The 18,239-nt window shown below is 33.9% G+C and carries 12 protein-coding genes; 4 read left to right on the top strand and 8 right to left on the bottom strand.

The genetic code is table 11. The annotated features are described in order from the left end of the window. Positions 1-87: 87 nt before the first annotated feature. Complete coding sequence (gene tyrS, locus M0M44_RS03080; protein WP_248728458.1) at positions 88-1,383, top strand: tyrosine--tRNA ligase; 1,296 nt, start codon at positions 88-90, stop codon at positions 1,381-1,383. Positions 1,384-1,466: 83 nt separating this feature from the next. On the opposite strand, the gene M0M44_RS03075 is transcribed toward tyrS, so the two are convergent. The 5 genes from M0M44_RS03075 to M0M44_RS03055 all read right to left on the bottom strand — a co-directional run bounded on the left by M0M44_RS03075 (position 1,467) and on the right by M0M44_RS03055 (position 8,970). Further along, a complete protein-coding gene (locus M0M44_RS03075; protein ID WP_248728457.1) occupies positions 1,467-3,113 on the bottom strand; it encodes a CARDB domain-containing protein in 1,647 nt (548 codons plus the stop codon). A 127-nt stretch (positions 3,114-3,240) separates the two neighbouring features. Further along, on the bottom strand, positions 3,241-4,245 hold the full coding sequence (locus M0M44_RS03070; protein ID WP_256469812.1) for a LuxE/PaaK family acyltransferase: 1,005 nt from the start codon (positions 4,243-4,245) through the stop codon (positions 3,241-3,243). 93 nt (positions 4,246-4,338) lie between these two features. Then, on the bottom strand, positions 4,339-4,677 hold the full coding sequence (locus tag M0M44_RS03065) for a T9SS type A sorting domain-containing protein (protein ID WP_248728456.1): 339 nt from the start codon (positions 4,675-4,677) through the stop codon (positions 4,339-4,341). Between the two features lie 107 nt (positions 4,678-4,784). Continuing rightward, entirely contained in the window at positions 4,785-5,966 is a 1,182-nt protein-coding gene (locus tag M0M44_RS03060) for a hypothetical protein (RefSeq protein ID WP_248728455.1), read from the bottom strand. A 247-nt stretch (positions 5,967-6,213) separates the two neighbouring features. Further along, positions 6,214-8,970 (bottom strand): TonB-dependent receptor, encoded by a 2,757-nt coding sequence (locus M0M44_RS03055; protein WP_248728454.1) that lies wholly within the window; start codon positions 8,968-8,970, stop codon positions 6,214-6,216. A gap of 243 nt (positions 8,971-9,213) precedes the next feature. Between M0M44_RS03055 and M0M44_RS03050 the strand changes: the two genes are divergently transcribed. The 3 genes from M0M44_RS03050 (at position 9,214) to M0M44_RS03040 (ending at position 12,685) form a co-directional block, all read left to right on the top strand. Then, positions 9,214-9,897, top strand: a complete 684-nt coding sequence (locus tag M0M44_RS03050; RefSeq protein ID WP_008465097.1) for a response regulator transcription factor — start codon at positions 9,214-9,216, stop codon at positions 9,895-9,897. 228 nt (positions 9,898-10,125) lie between these two features. Then, positions 10,126-11,211 (top strand): sensor histidine kinase, encoded by a 1,086-nt coding sequence (locus M0M44_RS03045; protein ID WP_248728453.1) that lies wholly within the window; start codon positions 10,126-10,128, stop codon positions 11,209-11,211. 163 nt (positions 11,212-11,374) lie between these two features. After that, complete coding sequence (locus M0M44_RS03040) at positions 11,375-12,685, top strand: porin (protein ID WP_248728452.1); 1,311 nt, start codon at positions 11,375-11,377, stop codon at positions 12,683-12,685. A gap of 140 nt (positions 12,686-12,825) precedes the next feature. On the opposite strand, the gene M0M44_RS03035 is transcribed toward M0M44_RS03040, so the two are convergent. The 3 genes from M0M44_RS03035 to M0M44_RS03025 all read right to left on the bottom strand — a co-directional run bounded on the left by M0M44_RS03035 (position 12,826) and on the right by M0M44_RS03025 (position 18,210). Then, positions 12,826-13,905, bottom strand: coding sequence for a glycosyltransferase (locus M0M44_RS03035; RefSeq protein WP_248728451.1), 1,080 nt, complete (start codon positions 13,903-13,905; stop codon positions 12,826-12,828). 231 nt (positions 13,906-14,136) lie between these two features. Beyond that, the gene (locus M0M44_RS03030; RefSeq protein WP_248728450.1) at positions 14,137-14,712 is read right to left on the bottom strand and encodes a hypothetical protein; all 576 of its coding nucleotides are present in this window, start codon (positions 14,710-14,712) and stop codon (positions 14,137-14,139) included. A 63-nt stretch (positions 14,713-14,775) separates the two neighbouring features. After that, entirely contained in the window at positions 14,776-18,210 is a 3,435-nt protein-coding gene (locus M0M44_RS03025; RefSeq protein ID WP_248728449.1) for a hypothetical protein, read from the bottom strand. Positions 18,211-18,239: the final 29 nt, after the last annotated feature.

Genomic DNA, 18,239 nt, shown 5'->3' with positions numbered 1-18,239 from the left:
AAAAACTTTGTGTCTTAGTGCCTTTGTGGCAAACCGTTTTGATATTGCAATTCACAATCCTTATATTTGCGCAAATTATTTAAAAAAATGAAGAATCTAGTTGAAGAATTAAAATGGCGAGGGTTATACCATGATAGTATGCCTGGAACGGAAGAACAATTGCTAAAAGAAGCTACCACTGCCTATATCGGTTTTGATCCAACGGCAGATTCACTGCACATCGGAAGTATGGTTCAGATTATTTTATTGGTTCATCTAAAGAATTTCGGACACAGACCGATTGCTTTAGTAGGTGGGGCAACAGGAATGATTGGTGACCCTTCTGGTAAATCTGATGAAAGAAACTTGCTTGATGAAGTAGCTCTGGCTAAAAACGTAGCTGGAATCAAAAGTGTTTTGTCTCGTTTCTTGGATTTTAATTCAACCGAAGCAAATGCGCCAGTAATGGTGAATAACTACGATTGGATGAAAGAATTCTCTTTTATTGATTTTGCACGTGAAGTTGGAAAAAGAATCACTGTAAATTACATGATGGCTAAAGATTCTGTAAAAAAGAGATTTAGCGGAGAAGGTGAAGGAATGTCTTTTACAGAGTTTACATACCAATTAATTCAAGGTTACGATTTTTATCATTTATATAAAAACAACAACTGTATTCTACAAATGGGAGGTTCTGACCAATGGGGTAATATTACCACAGGTACAGAATTAGTGCGCAGAATGGGAGGTGAGAATGCAAAGGCTTATGCTTTGACAACTCCTTTGATTACAAAAGCAGACGGATCTAAATTTGGGAAATCTGAAGGAGGAAATGTTTGGTTAGACGCTGATAAAACTTCTGTTTATGCATTTTACCAATTTTGGCTGAAAGTAACTGATATTGACGCGAAGAAATATATTAAAATCTTTACTTTTTTAGATAAAGATCTAATAGATGCTTTAATTGAAGAGCATGATCAAGCGCCACATTTATGGATTTTACAGAAAAAATTAGCAGAAGAAATTACAGCTTTTGTACATGGGAAAGAGGCTTTAGAGAAAGCAATTCAAGCTTCAAATATTTTGTTTGGAAGTTCTACTGCTGAAGATTTAAAAAAATTGGATGAAAAAACTTTCTTAGAAGTTTTTGACGGAGTTCCTCAAGCTGAAATCGCAAAAGCAGATTTAGAAAATGGATTGGAAATTATTACTGTTTTAAATGAAAAAACAGGTTTTTTTAAATCAAACGGAGAAGCAAGAAGAGCTTTAACAGCAAACTCAATTTCTGTAAACAGAGAGAAAATAAAAGAAGATTTCGTTTTAACGGCAAATGATTTAATTAACGATCAGTTTGTATTATTACAAAGCGGAAAGAAAAATTATTTTGTTATTCGTGTTGTATAACTTCGAAAACAAAATATTTTTAATTTGAAATAAAAAAGGCATCCTACAAAACAGGATGCCTTTCTTTTTATAATAAGTAAGATTTATTTTTTTAGAACTTTTCGAGTCTCACCTTTTGATTTGATGATGTAAATTCCAGTTTTTAAAGAATCAAGAGATTTGTCCTCTTCTTCTTTAGAAGTAACTTCTTTAGTTAATACTTTTTGTCCATCAAAATTGTAAACATTGATAGAGTAAGGCTGAGTAATTTCTTCAGTTTCTGAACTTGATTGTGCTGTTCTCGCAAAAGGGTTAACGAAAGTTACAGGTATAGGTATTATGTTGTTATTTTCATTTGATTCTGTATTTGTTTTAGAATCGTCAACTGAAATAAGGATGTTTCGATTTCCGGTAACTGTTAGGCCACCAAAATCAGAAGAGAAAATAGATTTAGAAACAGAAATTGACGCTCCTGCGTTTATTGCAGGTATTGAGATAGCGCTAGCAGTAGATTTTATGTCAGCCGAATCAAGAACACCGTCTGAAGATAAATAAAACTGAAGAGTAGAAGGAGTTGATGTAGCGCTTCCTGTATTTTTAATAGTTATTGATTGTAAATTGATAATTCCAGACTGATTATTTATTGTGTGTCTTTTGCTTCCTAAATCACTAAGCGCTGCACTGCAATCAAAACAATTGCTAAAAATAATCGTATTTGTTGGATCAATAACTAAATCTGGTTTTCCTGCTGGTGTTGTTGTTTGGTTAATAATGAATGATGATGTAGACGAAACGATATTATTGCTAGTATTTGTTTCTTCGCTATTAACTAATTGCATAATTGCATAGTAGATACCACCGCTAATATTCGCAGGAATCGTTATAGATGGTGTTCCATATTTAATTTCACTAGGATTCAATGGGTCAATGGTGATATCTTTGATTAATATATCATCAGCACTTAGAGTTGAATTGCCTTTAGAAAAGTAAATTAAGCAGTGAGATGGTGAAAATGATCTGCCACCGATGTTTTTCAGAGAATAAACTGCTGTGAAAGTTGTTCCAGTGGCCATTGTTGCAGACCCGCAATCTACAGCGTTAGCTTGTAAATCTGGTTTTGGACAATTTAATGTAGTAGGAGAAAAGACGCTGTTGGCAATTGTAGGATCAAATTCATAGTCAGCATCGCCATTTTCTGGACTTGACCCATCTATAAGGTAGTAATTTGCACCCTTTCCAAAATCCATAAAGTAAACACTGCCTATAATTAATGATTGGGTTATTTTAATATTTACTTTTTCTCTCGTACTATTAGCTGTTAAATTTGTACAGTAGTTACTTTGCGCTTCTTGTAGAGTTGATCCTAATAATATTGGTCTAATAAATTTCCAAGATAAAGAATTGCACAAATCGGTTATTGGTAAACCGAAATTAGGAGGAGTGTCTATTTCATCTCCTTTGTCAACTCCTGAATCCCCAGCATAAGTAACTTTGTAATATCGTGTTCCATAGTTTGCAGGTAATCCTAAATCTACTTTATAAATTTTACCAACTTCTAATTTGAAATTTTGTTTTAGATTGACATCAAGGACCCTTAGAGGCTGGAAATGATGTGTACATTCAATAGAAATAGCCCACTCTATGGTAGTGCCTAAATCTTGAAGTTCATGATATCTGTAATTTGGGTTTTGCGACCATGCTTTTAAGTTTAAAAAACTAAGCATAAGTAAGAAAGTAATTTTTTTCATCATAATTATATTTAAAATTTGAATAAAAATATCTTTTAAATATAATTGTAGTATTTTTTTTATATTAACAATGAGTTAATAAATTATGTATAATCTTACGAATGTGTCATTAAAAAAAATATGTTCTATTTTAAAGAACCATCAAATTGCAACCACGAATATCAGAATTATCAAAACGTCCCAATACTTCAAAAGAGTTGTTGGGATTTTTTTTGCCTAGATCTTGTGTAGCAATAAAAGAACATGAATTGATATTGGCCAAATCAATTACGTTTATTCCTCCAGTTTTTCCGTCTTTCACGTAAGTGAGAGCATCTTCGGGATCGCGAACTAAAATGTTCATCCAAGTAGGACACTCAAAAACACCTTGGCCTAAAGAATATGCTTGCGCTAAAAGTTCGGTCATTCCATATTCGGAATGAATAGAGGAAACACCGAAACCTTTACAAAGTATTTCGTGCAATTCTTCGCGAATCATTTCTTTGCGTTTTCCTTTCATTCCTCCAGTTTCCATAATAATGGTATTTTGTAGGTTGAATTGATGTTTTTCAATCAAATCTAATAAAGCGTATGTAACTCCAATTAAGATTACATTTTGACCCGCTTCGTCCAATTCAAGAAGTTTTTTGATTAGGTCTTCATGATTGTGTAAATAAAACCCGCTTTCAGGCTGATTGGAGAGTTTTATTAAATCTTCTACCATATAAATTAACGAAGAGCCTTCGCGTTCTAAATAAGACGGCAAAAGAGCTAAAACAACGTAATCTTCGATATTCCCGTAAAATTGCGAAAATCCTTTGCGGTAACTTTCCTCATATAGGGAAATATCGGTCACTAAATGCCTACTTGTAATCATCCCAGTTGTTCCGCTGCTGGTAAAAGTTACTTGTATAGGATCTGTATTAGAAACTACATCATGACTTTTGAAAAACTGAATGGGCAAAAATGGAATTTGTTGGAGTGATTTTACCTGCTGTGGATTGATTTTTAAAAAATCACAAAAGTCGCGATAAACTTTGTTGTTCTCGTGCTGAAAACGAAACACTTTTAATGCTATTTTTTCAAATTGTTTCTGACTTGAAATGGTAAAGATATCGCTCGGTGTAATCAAAACTTTTTTTTGCAAAGATATTATTTTTTGGTTTTCAGTCGCAGTTTTCAGGTGCAGTTTGTAAACCGAGAACTGGGATCGAATACTGTAAACAAAAAAAAGCTCCAAAAGGAGCTTTTATCTTATAATGAGTTTTCGGGTTGCCGATGCATTCTGTTCACTTATTTTAATGATATAAACACCGGGTGGCAGTTCGGAAACACTTAATTCTCGTGATACTAAATGTGCTTGCAATACTTTTTTTCCTAAGATGTCAAACACAATAATTTCTTTCTCTAAATCGTTTTTAGATGAGATATAGACTTTTCCGTTTGTTACTGGATTAGGATACAGGCTAAGACCCTCGATAGAAGTAGATTCTTGAGTTTTTGGTAATTGCTTGCTGTCCTGAGCTGAAACGCTAACAGTGAAGAAAAATGCCAATAAGAAAGTAATATAAAAGTAGTTTTTTGCCATCGCATGTATTTGATTAATGTAAATATACAAAAAAAAATACAAAAAGTACGCCAAAAAAAAACATCCTAAATATTTAGGATGTTTTTAACATTATGTATTCGAAGAGATTAGAAACCTACTGTCCATCCAGCAGCCCATGTTGGTTGAGCAACACCAGCTCCAGCTCCAGTTGCAGTAGCAGATTCTACTGATACAGCAGCTACGTCAGCAGAAGTTCCGTCTGTTTTCTTTCCTTTAGTTTTTGTAGGTACATCAGCAACGTAAAGTACGTTTGAAACTTTTAAAGCTGATGGTACGAAAGCGATAGTCTCATCGTTTTCAACATCGATACCAGTTTTCCATCCGCTTAAAACTACGTTAGAAACTTGACCTTTAGTTCCTCTTCTGAATTTGATACCTTGGTTTTCAGTGTAAACAGTTGCATCTGCAGCGCTTCCAGGTCCAACAAGAGTCATGTTAGTGATTGTTGGGTTAGCGATTGGAGTATTAGCATATCCTAATTCGAAGTTATCAGCTTCAATTCCTCTGTTTCCTTTTCCGAAAGCTAATTTACCATACCAGTTAGTGTTAGTTCCAGACCATCCTTCAGTCCAGTCAAATTGATCATCTTCGTTACCAATAGCAACTAAGTTAGAAGTATTTACAGTTCCACCGAAGAATTCGAATCCGTCATCAGAACCGTGGAAAGCTTGTACGTTTTCAACAACTGTACCTGAACCAACTCCGAAGAAAGAAAGTGCGTTGAATTCTTTTTCTGTGTTGAATGCAGCACCAGCGTACTCGATTCTTAAGAATTTAATAACTCCAGAGTTATCATTAGCAACAGTTCCACCATAAGTTAAGTCAGCAACTTCAGATTGAGCAGTTCCTGTACCGCCAGATGTACGGTTGATTGGAGCTTTTCCACAGATTACTAATCCACCCCAGTCTCCAGGAGCTTTAGTAGCTAAACCAGATGTCATGATAACAGGTTTTGCAGCTGTTCCGTTTACGTTGATTTTACCTCCTTGTGCGATTGCGATATAAGCAGATGTACCTCCAACTCCTTGAATTACTGTTCCAGCAGGAATAGTAAGAGTAGCGCCAGAGTTAACTTGAATTTTTCCTGTTAGTTTGTAAGTTGTTCCTGCATCAAGAACTACTTCTCCGTCAGTAATTGTTCCTTTAAAATCATTTGCGTTAACAACAAATGAAGATGATGGTTTGTTGTTGTCGTCACTAGAGCAGCTTGTCATTAAACCTGCAGATAAAGTGACAATTCCAATTAATTTTACAATTGAGTTTTTCATAATTGTGTTGTAATTTTTGTGTTTAATTTCTTGAGGCAAAGATGGAATAGAAATCTTTTTTAGATGTTAAGAAACCGTGATTGTTAGTTTAATAAAAACCGTATTTAATATTAAGTAAATGTTAGGTTTGTAAATTGAAAATGAACTGCTTTTGCAAGCCCAGAACCTGCGTGTTTTTATATAGTAGAAATAAAAAGAGGCCAGTTGTTAAACTGACCTCTTATCTATAACTGTTTCTTGTATTAGATTAGAAAGTGTAATTAAGTTTGAAGCTTAATCCTAATCCTTTTTTATATGATAATACATTCACATCTCCAGAAGCATTTTCTTGGACTCTATTGATTTTTGGATCAAGAATGTTTTTTACTACGAAATCTAATCCTAAGTTTTTGTTTAATTTAGATTTAGCAATAAAATCTAATGAACCAAAAGCTTTGTCAACTAAGTCTCCTCTTCCGTTTGTTCCTATTGCGTTGATACGATCTGAGAAATAAGTATAAGCAACGGTTGTGTTTAAACTTCTATCATTTTCCCATTCTGCTAAGTAAGAAAGGTCAGCGTTTAGCAATAAATCTGAAGCTCCAGTAAATTGGCTTTTAGAGTTTGTAAATACAACTTGGTAGTCTGTTTCTCTATCAACTTTGTCTGAGTTTAACTCTTGACTTGTATGTAAGTAAGATGCGTTAATACCAGCAGATAATTTTTTTGCATTTACTTCGTCAAAATTGAAAAGCATTTTACGGTATTCTACTTCAGCTCCGGCTACATATCCATAATCTCCTGTGTTAATGTAAGAGATATCATTAGAAGAAGAAGCAATTGTAACTTCGTTCATTGGGTTAAGAATGTACTTTCCAAAAGCAGTGAATGAAATTAACTCGTCACTAGTTGGGAACATTTCCCATTTAAGATCTAAGTTGTAATCATCAGATTCATATAAGTAAGGGTTACCCACTTTTACTTGTAATACTTCTTCGTAAACAAATAATGCTCTTTCTTTAAATTGAGGCAATGTATATGTTTTACTGAAACCTAAACGTAAATTTTGTTTTTCGTTCAATTCATATTTCATTGTTAAGCTTGGCAAGAATGCTACTTTGCTTAACTCATCGCTTCCAACATCTCCTAATTGAGTGTTCCAATCTACATTTTGAACAATTGATTCTGCACGTAAACCTAAAACGGCTGTTAATTTTGGATTGAATTTGTATTCTGTGTTTAAGTAACCTCCAAAGATTGTTTGTTTACCATCATAAGTTTGAGGATCTAAAGCATTTGATACTTGAGAGTTTCCTCTAAAAGTAGAAATGTTGAAGTATCCGTTGTTTAAGTTTGTTTCGTTGTAGAATAAATCTAAGTTATTTGGATCAACAATTGTGTTGGTATAACCTGGCTGAGATAAGAAATTAAATTGAGAAGCCTCAAAGTTTCTGTTTTTAATTCTTCCGCTTGCTCCTAATGTGAATTTTCCTTTGTATTCGTCATCAGAATTTTTGTTGAATTTGTAATCTACAGAAATATTACCTGCTAATTCGTCTTCTTTCAACTTTTGAAAATATCTGTGGTTGTCTGGTCTAGAGATAGAAGATAATACATAACCAGTTGGTTCGTTTCTAAAAGTATTTTGTGCTCTATCTGGCATAGAACCATCAATGATGTTGTAAGATGCTCCCCAGTTTAATTTAGATCTGTCGCTTAATTTGTGATCTCCAAGTAATTGGTTGATCCAAAGACTGTTTTTCTCGTAGTTAAAACGACGAATTAAACCATTTCCGTTGTTGGCAAGATCCACAATGTATCCAGCATATTCTTCTTTAGATTGAGAAGAAGTATTAATGTAAACAGTATTAAAGCTTACTTTGTTATCAGAGTTAATTTTATAACCCACATTCAATAAACCTGTAGAGTTTGTTTGGTAACCCATGTCAGTATACGAGTAGAAATCTTTGTTTGCAACTCCAGCACCGTTTACACCACCTTTTGCAGTAGCGTTACGAATAGAGTTGTATTCGTTGCTAAAATTAGCTGTAGCGAAAAAACTTAATTTTCCACCATCACCAACATTAAAAGATTTTCCTCCTGATATCCCTAGCGAACCAGCAAACGGATTTTTTCCATCCATTTGTAAAGTGTTGTAGTTGTATTGAGTAAGCGGGTTGTTTGGAACTGAAGGATTATCAAATCCGAAGCTGTTGATACCTCTTTGTAATTTAAAATCTTTTTCAGCTAATGCGTTTGTGTTTACATTAGAACCCATTTCGATTTTAAAATATCCGTTTCCTTTGTAATCTTTAGAAATGATATCTACGTTTCCTCCAGCAAAATCTCCATATAGTTTACTGCTGTAAACTTTGTCAATAGAAACATATTCTAAGATATCGGTAGAGAAAATTTCAAGATTGATGTTTTTCTTTTCAGGATCGTTTGACGGAATTGGTAATCCGTTCATTGTTGTAGAGTTGTAACGATCGCCTAAACCTCTTACGAAAATATTTCCAGAACCTTCCTGTTTTGTAATACCAGTAGTTTTAGAAACTGCAGCTGCAACATCGCTAACTCCTTTTCTAGAAAGCTCTTGCGCGCCAATAGATTGTTTAATATCTACAGCATTCTTTTGTTCCAAAAGTAAAGCAGATTCTTTTTGTTTGCTTCCAGTTGAAGCTTGAACCACTACATCTTTAAGAGTATAACTTCCTGCTGAAAGCCCTTGATTAACCGTTACAGTTTCGTTTGCTTTTACAGCAACAGGAGCTTCTACAGATTCATATCCTAAAAAACTAAAGATTAAAGTATAATTTCCAGGATTTACGCTTAATGAATATTTTCCATCTACGTCCGTATTTACGCTAATATTTGTACCTTTAACTAAAACATTAGCAAATGGCAGCGATGCGTTGTTCATATCTTTGTCAGTCAGAACTCCAGAAATCGTACCTTTGTTTTGCGCGATCGAAATCGTACAGATAAATAATGCAATAAAGAGAAATCTTAAATTGAATTTCATTTTTTTTCAGTGTTGTGTTTGTGTCTTATTATTTTTGTGCAAAGAAAGAACCGCTCTGTGAAGTCCATGTTACCGACTTGTTATGTTTTTGTGTTGTTAAGATTATCAAATTGTTACGAGATTAAATTACGGTTAACACCATTTTTTAAAGGTTCTTTTGTTAGTATATTTACCCTGTGAAATAAGAAATATCGAATGTTTAATGAAAAAGTTTCGATATAAAAATCTCAATTTTTGCTATTTATGAAAAAAACACAAACTAAGATTTTATTAGTTGACGACGAACCAGATATCTTAGAAATCGTTGGCTATAACCTTGCTCAGGAAGGCTATCAGATTGTTACAGCTTCTAATGGAAAAGATGCTATAGCAAAAGCACAGAAAGAGCTGCCAGAATTAATCATTATGGACGTGATGATGGCAGAAATGGACGGAATGGAAGCTTGCGAGCATATTAGAAAAATTCCAGAATTAAATAATGTTATCATAACATTCCTTACAGCAAGAAGTGAAGATTATTCTCAAGTAGCTGGTTTTGATGCAGGTGCCGATGACTATATTACTAAGCCAATCAAGCCAAAATTGTTGGTCTCAAAAGTAAAGGCGCTGTTAAGAAGGTTAAAAGAACAAGAAGTTGTTACAGATACTTTAAATGTTGGCGGAATCGAGATTAACCGTGAGGAATACAAAATTATAAAAGGCAATGTAGAAATTGCTTTGCCAAGAAAAGAATTCGAATTATTTTATCTATTGGCTTCAAAACCAGGCAAAGTTTTTAAAAGAGACGAAATCCTGGATAAAGTTTGGGGTAACGAAGTTGTGGTTGGAGGAAGAACAATCGATGTTCACATCAGAAAACTGCGTGAAAAAATAGGCGAAGATCTTTTTAAAACAATTAAAGGAGTTGGCTATAAATTTGAAGTATAAACAGTCAATAAAAATTTGAACCATATAAGTGATATAAGTTCATCTAAATTATAGAACGTACTTTTTGTTATACTATACTAAGTTCATCTTTGTCAAAGCTCAAACTTTGATAAGATGAACTTTTTAAATTCTTATTTTTATGGTATGAAAGAATGAGCGTTCTATTTAAATGAACTTATATCACTTATATGGTAAAACATAATAATCTCTTAATGGTTAAAATTATCAATGAAAATTAATTTTAAGAAAACATACAAATTCGCCATAAAATCGGCATTGTATATCAGTCTCTTTACAACAGGATTTGTACTGATATTAATGTCGTTATTTTATAAAAATCAATTAAAACATCAAGTTGCGTTTGGAATAATTTTCATTATCGTAATCTATATTTTCTCTTTTCTGGTTTTGCAATATCGTGTAGAACGATTTATTTACCGAAGAGTAAAGAAAATTTACGATGAGGTTTCGTTGTTAGAATCAACAACATTAATCAATCAACCGATTAATACCGATATGGAAACGCTTTCGCGTGAAGTGAAAAAGTTTGCGACCGATAAAAAACTCGAAATCGAAATGCTCGAAATTCGTGAGCAATATAGAAGAGAGTTTTTAGGAAATGTTTCGCACGAACTCAAAACACCGTTGTTTACCGTTCAAGGTTATGTTTCAACTTTGCTTGATGGAGCAATGGACGATAAAAATATCAGAAAGAAATATTTAAAACGCGCCGAAAAAGGTGTAGAGCGCCTTATCTATATAGTAGAAGATTTGGACATGATTACCAAATTAGAATCGGGCGATTTAGATTTGAATATGACCGATTTTGATATTGTCGTATTAATTCAGAATGTCTTTGAACTGCTTGAAATGAAAGCTGATAAAAAGAAAATCAAGTTGGCTTTTGAAAGTAAAAATGTCCAGTCGGTAATGATTCGAGGAGATCAGGACAGAATACAGCAAGTGCTGGAAAATCTGATTGTAAATTCTATTAAGTACGGAAAAGAAGGTGGTTTAACTGAAGTTGGGGTAGTTAATTTAACGAAGAAAAAAGTCTTAATTCGTATTAGTGATAATGGTGAAGGTGTCGAAAAGCAAAATATTCCAAGACTTTTTGAGCGTTTTTACCGAGTGGATAAAAGCGGAACAAGATCTGAAGGTGGTTCTGGTTTAGGATTAGCGATTGTAAAGCATATTATTGAAGCGCATAAAGAGAAAGTTTATGTAGAAAGTGAGTTCGGAATTGGTTCTGAATTCTCTTTTACGCTCGAAAAAGCAAATAAAACATCAAAAACGGACGTTAAAAAATCGTAACGTCGATTTGGCTGAAAGCCCTAAAACAAAGGTGTTTAACAATAAATAAACATATCGATTTAGGCCATAACATTAAATTTTTATTATAGTAACATCTGGTTAATGATTTCTTAACATAGGTGCTCCATCTTTGCATCCTGAAATTAAGGGAATTACAGAACTAATGATAAAAAGAAAACTTTTAGCCGTTTTATTACTGTTAGCTTGTGCTGCAAATGCGCAGGAAACAAATAAGCAAGAATTAAATAAACAGGATGTAAAAAACGAAGTAATGCGTATTTTAGATTCTATAAACAAAGCTAAACTTCCAGAGACAAAATCTGGAGGAGGAGTTGAAGAACATTGGTACGATAGAATCTCTTTAAGAGGGTACGCACAAATTAGATACAATGGTCTTTTTTCTACAAATGATAAAGTTTCTTGCGAGCAATGTGATAGATCTTGGGGAACAACTTCTACAGCTCCAGATGCAAAAGCAAAGAACGGACTTTTTATTCGCCGTGCCCGTTTAGTATTTTCTGGGCAAGTGCATCCAAATGTGTTTTTCTATTTTCAGCCCGATTTTGCGAGTTCGCCTTCTAGCGGAATTAATAATTTCGTACAGATTCGTGACTTGTATTTTGATCTTTCTTTTGATAAAAAAAGAGAATATCGTGTTCGTGTTGGACAGAGTAAAATTCCATACGGATTTGAGAATATGCAGTCAAGTTCACAGCGTTTAACTTTAGACCGTGCAGACGCCATCAACTCTTCAATTTTAAATGAACGTGATTTAGGAGTATTCTTTTATTGGGCTCCAGCCGAAATCAGAAAGCGTTTCGAAATGCTGGTTAGAGATGGTTACAAAGGTTCTGGAGATTTTGGTGTTTTTGCTTTTGGTGTTTACAATGGTCAAATCGCAAATAAATTAGATGGTAACAGAGACTTAAATGTGGTGGCGAGAGTTACCTATCCTTTTGTTATTGGAAGCCAGATTATAGAGCCTGGAATTCAGGCCTACACAGGTAAATGGGCTTTTACAGGAGAAGTTTCGCCAGGAGTTACGGTTAATGATCCTCAATATGTAAAAGATCAGCGCGTTGGAGCGACTTTCGTTTTATATCCAAGACCATTCGGAATCCAAACCGAATACAACATCGGAACTGGACCTCGATATAACACACTTACCAACACTATTGACCAAACCGATTTGAACGGAGGTTATGTTTTACTAAACTACAAATGGGATATTAAAAAACAGCATATTTATCCTTTCGCCAAATTCCAATATTACGACGGAGGAAAAAAATACGAAAAAGATGCTAGAAGTTATGTAGTAAGAGATTTTGAATTTGGTGTAGAATGGCAGCCAATTAAAGCCTTAGAACTAACTGCAGAATATGTAGTAGCAGACCGAACTTTTGAAGACAGCGTCTTACCAGTAAACAGACAGCAAGGAAATGTTCTTAGAATGCAGGTACAGTTTAACTTCTAAGAGGACACAGATTGAACAGATTTGTTGTCGCAAAGACCTTGATAAAACTGATTTTTATATAAAATTTGAATTACCTCCAGCCAAAACTGGAGGTTTTTTTATTGTAATGATTGGGCTTTAGCCAAACTAGTTTGGTACAATTATGCTGTTTTATCTTCAAAAACCTTAAATAAAGAATCCCAATCAATATTATTTTCAAATTGGGATAATCCTTTAAACGACTTTACTTTTGATAAATCTTCAATACTAAAGTCATCCTGCATTGCATACGGCACTAGATTTTCTTCCTGAAGTTTTATTGCCAGATATTCCTGTTCATATTGACCAGGCGTCGGAATAAAAAAAGCTTTTTTGCCTAGTTTTGCCAAATCCATAACAGTGGTATAACCCGAACGGCACAATACAAATTCACTTTCGTTAAAAGTCTGCTCCAGCTGTTTAGAGTTCATGAAATTATAATAGGTAACATTTCCAGCTTGCCATTTCTCTTGCGATTTTTCTACAAGACCCTGTACAAAAACAACTTTTCCGGGATAGTTTGCCGCTTCTTTCTGTAGTTTTTCATCCAAAAAAGTACGCTGAGGTTCAGGACCAGACAATATAATCATCAAATCATATATTTTCGGAGTATCTTTTTTCTTCATTCGGCTCAATGGGCCAATATATTTTAGATTGAGTCCGTTCGATTTTAAATGACCTAAATCTCCCGTTAAGTTAACATTTCCGTTTGTATCAGGAACCCAGCATTCATTGTATTTTTTAATGAAATACTGATGGCATTTACTCGTAAACCAAGTAGTGTTTCCTGTCATTACATTCAATTGATGAGTCATAAAAACCGAAGGCACTTTTTTGCTGAAAACCCCTAATCTATTGTCTGAGATTATTCCATCAATGCCGTGTTTTTTAATCCAATGATTCACCATTTTTTTCTCATCCAAAACGGCAGTAATCATTTTTGGAAGATTCTTAATCAGCTTCCATTTAAAGTTTTTGCCATTCTTGGCATATTCAATATGATAAGAAGGCAATTCTAAAGTTTGTATATAAGGAAATTCTTTTCGTAATAGAGCCAGCGCAACACCATCTGAGGCGATAATCGGAATATAATTATTCTCTTGAAGCGCTTTGATAATTGGAATGCAGCGAGTGGCATGCCCAAGTCCCCAATTTAATGGAGCTACTAAAATAGTTTTATTCGCAGAATAATCTATGCTCATTTTTAACACGTTTTAAAAACGAAGATAGACAAATATGTTTTCTGTGTTATTTCGAGGGTATTACTAAATTATTAATTTAAGGTGCTAAATTTCTGAGTTTCTAAGCTACTAAGATTCTAAGTCCCTAAGTTTAAATGTTTTCTGCTTAAAAAAAATAAGCCGAACTTATAGTTCGGCTTATTTTCTTAATCTCAGTATCTTAGAATCTCAGCGTCTTAGAATCTTAGAAATTTAATCCTGAATATACGTTTTATTTCCATTTTTGTTAATATAGTATTTACCGCCTCTTGGACCAGTATATACTTTTTTGCCATTGTATTCGCCAGTAACTTTGTCTGGTACAGTTGGTGCTTTCTCGTTCGTCTCTTTTAAAGTTTTGGTGGCTGATTTTTTAGCAGTGGTTGCATCTTTTTTAGCTGCGTCAGCTTTTGCGGTCGATTTTTTTGCATCAGTTTTGGCTTTATCAGCTGTACTTTTTGCTTTGTCGGCAGTTGTTTTTGCTTTGTCAGATTCTACAGTAGCTTTTTTTGCATCGGCTTTGGCTTTTGCTGCTTCTTTGTCAGCTGTTTTTTTTGCTGCGTCAGCCGATTCTTTTTTGGCTTTTGTTGATGCGGCTTTTGCATCGTCAGCAGCTTTTTTCGATTTTGTGGCTTCCTTTTTTGCGTCAGCCGAAGCTTTGTCGGCACTTGCTTTTGCTTTTTTTGCTGAAGTTTCTGTTTTACTTTTTGCAGTTTTTGCAGTTGTTTCCTGAGCATAAAAATTAGAAGAGAAAACAACCATTAAACAGAACAATACTAATTTTTTCATAAGGCTAAAAGTTTAAATTTCAATTAAAATTACGCAATTTATTGTCATCTTTTTCGTGTTACATTAAAAATATGCACGAAGCTGGACATTTCCTGTATGAATCGTATTTCCAGTTTCACTTTTTCGTCCCTGATAATTTAAATTAACATCCAAAAATGATGTAATGTTCTTTTGCAGAAGCAGTTTCCAAACTAAATTTGATCCTGCCTGTAACCCTTCCAGCATCTGAAAACCTACTGATGAAAATTCATTTCCGTTAAATTTATTTTCATAAAAAGAGAATTCTCCATTAACTGTAACTTTCTTTTCGCCTGCATAAGAAAAAGAAGTTCCAAGTCTATTTTGGTCTAAAGTTTCTAGATTTCCAATTTGGTTTTTCTTGTTTTGAAGTTCGTAAAAGAAATCCAATTTGGTGTTTTTGGAAAATAAATAACTGATTTTCGGTGCCAGCTGCCAGCCTTGAATGTCATAATTTTTCTCTGTAAAATCTTTAGAAACCAAATCAGTTTTAATGGTTTTGGTAAAGAGATTAAACAGCCAGCTCTTTTGGTACAAATGAGTGTATTGAATTTGATGCGAATAATTCTGTACATTTTGCGAACCAATAGAAAGTAGACTTTTGCCTTTATTGACCAAATAAGAATAGGTTACAGAATGTTTTTGTTTGCCTCGATTGTAAAACAAACTGTTTCTAAAACTGGAATTCAAGCCTAAAATATTTTCTTCTGAGGAATCAAACGGATTGAGTTCTAATTTTTCGCCCTCGCTTTTTATCTTTCGATCCATTATAAAAGAAGTCTGATTATAGAAATAAGACAGTACTTTTTTAAATCCTTTTTCATTCTGCCATTGTAGCGGATTCAAAGTTAAAGACTGCGAAAACTTATTTTGGTTGGTTTTTATATAAACCTGATTGGGTAAAAATACTCTAACATATCTCGCCTGATCTTGGTAAACGGCAACTTCAAATTCTTCCAATTCCTGAATTCCGTTTCCGTTATAATCGTTCCAAGTGTAAACTCCTTGTCCTGTTGGCACTTCTACGTATGTAAATTCTTGCTGGGCAATAGTTCCAGAACTCGTTTCGTAAGCTGTTCCAATTTGCATGAACTGATTAAAAAAACGATCATTGTATAAGACTCTCGAATTTAGAGAAGGTTCGTTCTGTCTAGATTTATCGGTAAAATCTAGATTTCGATAACTCGCATAAACGGCTAAATCGGTCTTCTTGGTCTGAATTAATTTTGATCTTAAATAATAAGTCTGCGAATTATTAACGTGCTGTAATAATCCGTTTTGCAAACTATCGTTGCGTCTTTGCAGAAAACCAACTTCCACGAAAACTTTGGTGCTGTCGCCACGTCCTGTAAATACGCCATATTCTGTAAATCTTTGGCTTAAAGCCGAAAACTGATTGGTCACTTTGTCTTTTTCCTGATTGTCTTCTAGTTGCATAGTTCCACCAACCCAGTTTTTGCCAAAATGATATTTGGTTCTCGTTTGATTTCTAATGAATTTTGAGGTCGAAGCTGTGGCATCAGAATTCAAGAAACTTCCGCTGTTTTCGATCGTCCAATTTTTCAATTTAAACAAAGCATTTGTGGTATGCCGTACGCCAGTATAGCTTTCGCTAAAATCTAATTTCTCAAATTGATAAGTAAGCAAACCAATGTTTGAAGTTTCCTTTTTCGAAAATAAATCAAAATTCAAACCCGTAACCAAAAGGCTCTGATTGCCATAAAGTGTTCCCGTTAAGTTCCAGTCGCGATTGAACTCAATATTGTATAAACGCTCCACCGATTTAAAATTCTGCTGCACATATTGATAATTGGCAAAAGCGTCTAAGCTCCAGTCTCTAGAAAAAAGACGTTTTTTAAGATTGGTTTTAAAAGCAACTCCTTCATTATTAGAATCGTCAATTCCAGAAAATAAATTTTGGTCATTATTACTAACAGCCAATTCAAAATCGACCAATGTTTTTTCATTCGGATTGTATTTTCCTAAAAAAGTAGCTACTTGAAGTTTCATTGGTGCAACAAGCTGTACAATTGGTTCGTAATTTCCTTGCAGAATTCCGTTGACAGGTTCAATGTATTGATAAATTCGTTCAACAGAATTATTGTTTTGAATAATATAATTTCCAGCATTTGCACCAACTTGGCTAAATCTTACATTGTACAAAACATCGGCAGAATTATTCGAATACTCATAAACTTCAACCGAATTGATGAGTGTCTTTTTATATAAAATTTTATTTTCGGCATAAGTATCTTCGTAAGCAGAAGGCGCTTTCATCAAATTGATATCATCACCGGCCTGACTTAAAATTTGAACTTGTTCTGTAGAAAGATTTTGCTGCAAAGGCTGATTTTTCATGTCATTTTCAGAATACAAATAACCGCCAAAACTCCAGTTTTTATTTTCGTGTGTTGCGCCAGCGTAAGTGACTAATCGATTGTAATTGCGTTCTGAATATTGGTATTCTACATTAATACGCATTTCTGAAGTAATAGTAAAAAGCGAAGTAAAGACAATTTCTCCCGCATTGTAATCAATCACATAATCGTTGTTTTCACCTCTTTTTAATAAAACCCCGTTTACATAAACGCGTTCCGAACCTGAAATAACAAGAACATACAATTCGCCATTTTGACCTTTTAGTTTGTAAGGACCTTGATTTCCTTCTTGACCCGTAAAAGTACTTTTGGCATATTGCCCTTTTACAAAAGCCACAGAAGCAAAAACATTGGTTTTGCTTTCTTCGGTATCAAAATCAAAGTTGGCAGAAAGCCCTTGCACCTTTTTGTTAAAGCCTAAAAATTGCGTTTTTCTATTTTCTAAAAAAACATCGCCGGCGCGAATATTCCAGTCTTCGCTAAAAAGTTCGATAAAAATATTGTCAAACTGATCCAGTTTTTGTGAATAACCGCCATCTTGCAAAGGAATATTATTATCTTGGAGCGAAGCCCTCAAACTCACTTTGTCTGAAAGTTTTCCTGTAATCTGCAAGTCTAAATTGGAGTTTAAAACCGTACTTTGATTATTGCCAACCGTAATACCACGAGTAATGCTTCCAGAAGTTTCCAAACCATCAAAAGGGGTTACTTTTTTGGTGTTTGAATTGTTGTCTATTCGGTAAAGTTTCTCTGTTCCGACATCGCCGCTTACAATTTGTTCCGATTTGTAAAGGCTGTATTCTTTAGTTAAGAGATCAGGATAATTAAGATAATTGACAATTAAGGTATCTGAAACCGATTGAAAATTTTCATTTAAAAGCAAATATCCTTTTTGAAAATTGACTTTATAAGAAGTCGAATCGATTGGTTGATTTTTGGTATTTAGAATTTGAAAAAATCCAGAATTTATAGAGACTTTTTCAAGACGAATGGTGTCTTTTGAAACTATTACTTTTTTGGTTTTGTACAGTGATTCAGTTTCCTGAGCCTGAAGCGCAGAAAACCAGAAGAAAACCGTCAAAAACAGTAATTTTTTCAACATAAATACTTTAACTCTAAAAAGCCAAAAGT

The sequence above is a fragment of the Flavobacterium humidisoli genome, assembly GCF_023272795.1.
In the GTDB taxonomy this organism is placed as follows: Bacteria; Bacteroidota; Bacteroidia; order Flavobacteriales; family Flavobacteriaceae; genus Flavobacterium; species Flavobacterium humidisoli.
The sequence above is the reverse complement of the archived record's forward strand: the minus strand, read 5'-3'. Positions and strand labels throughout refer to the sequence as shown.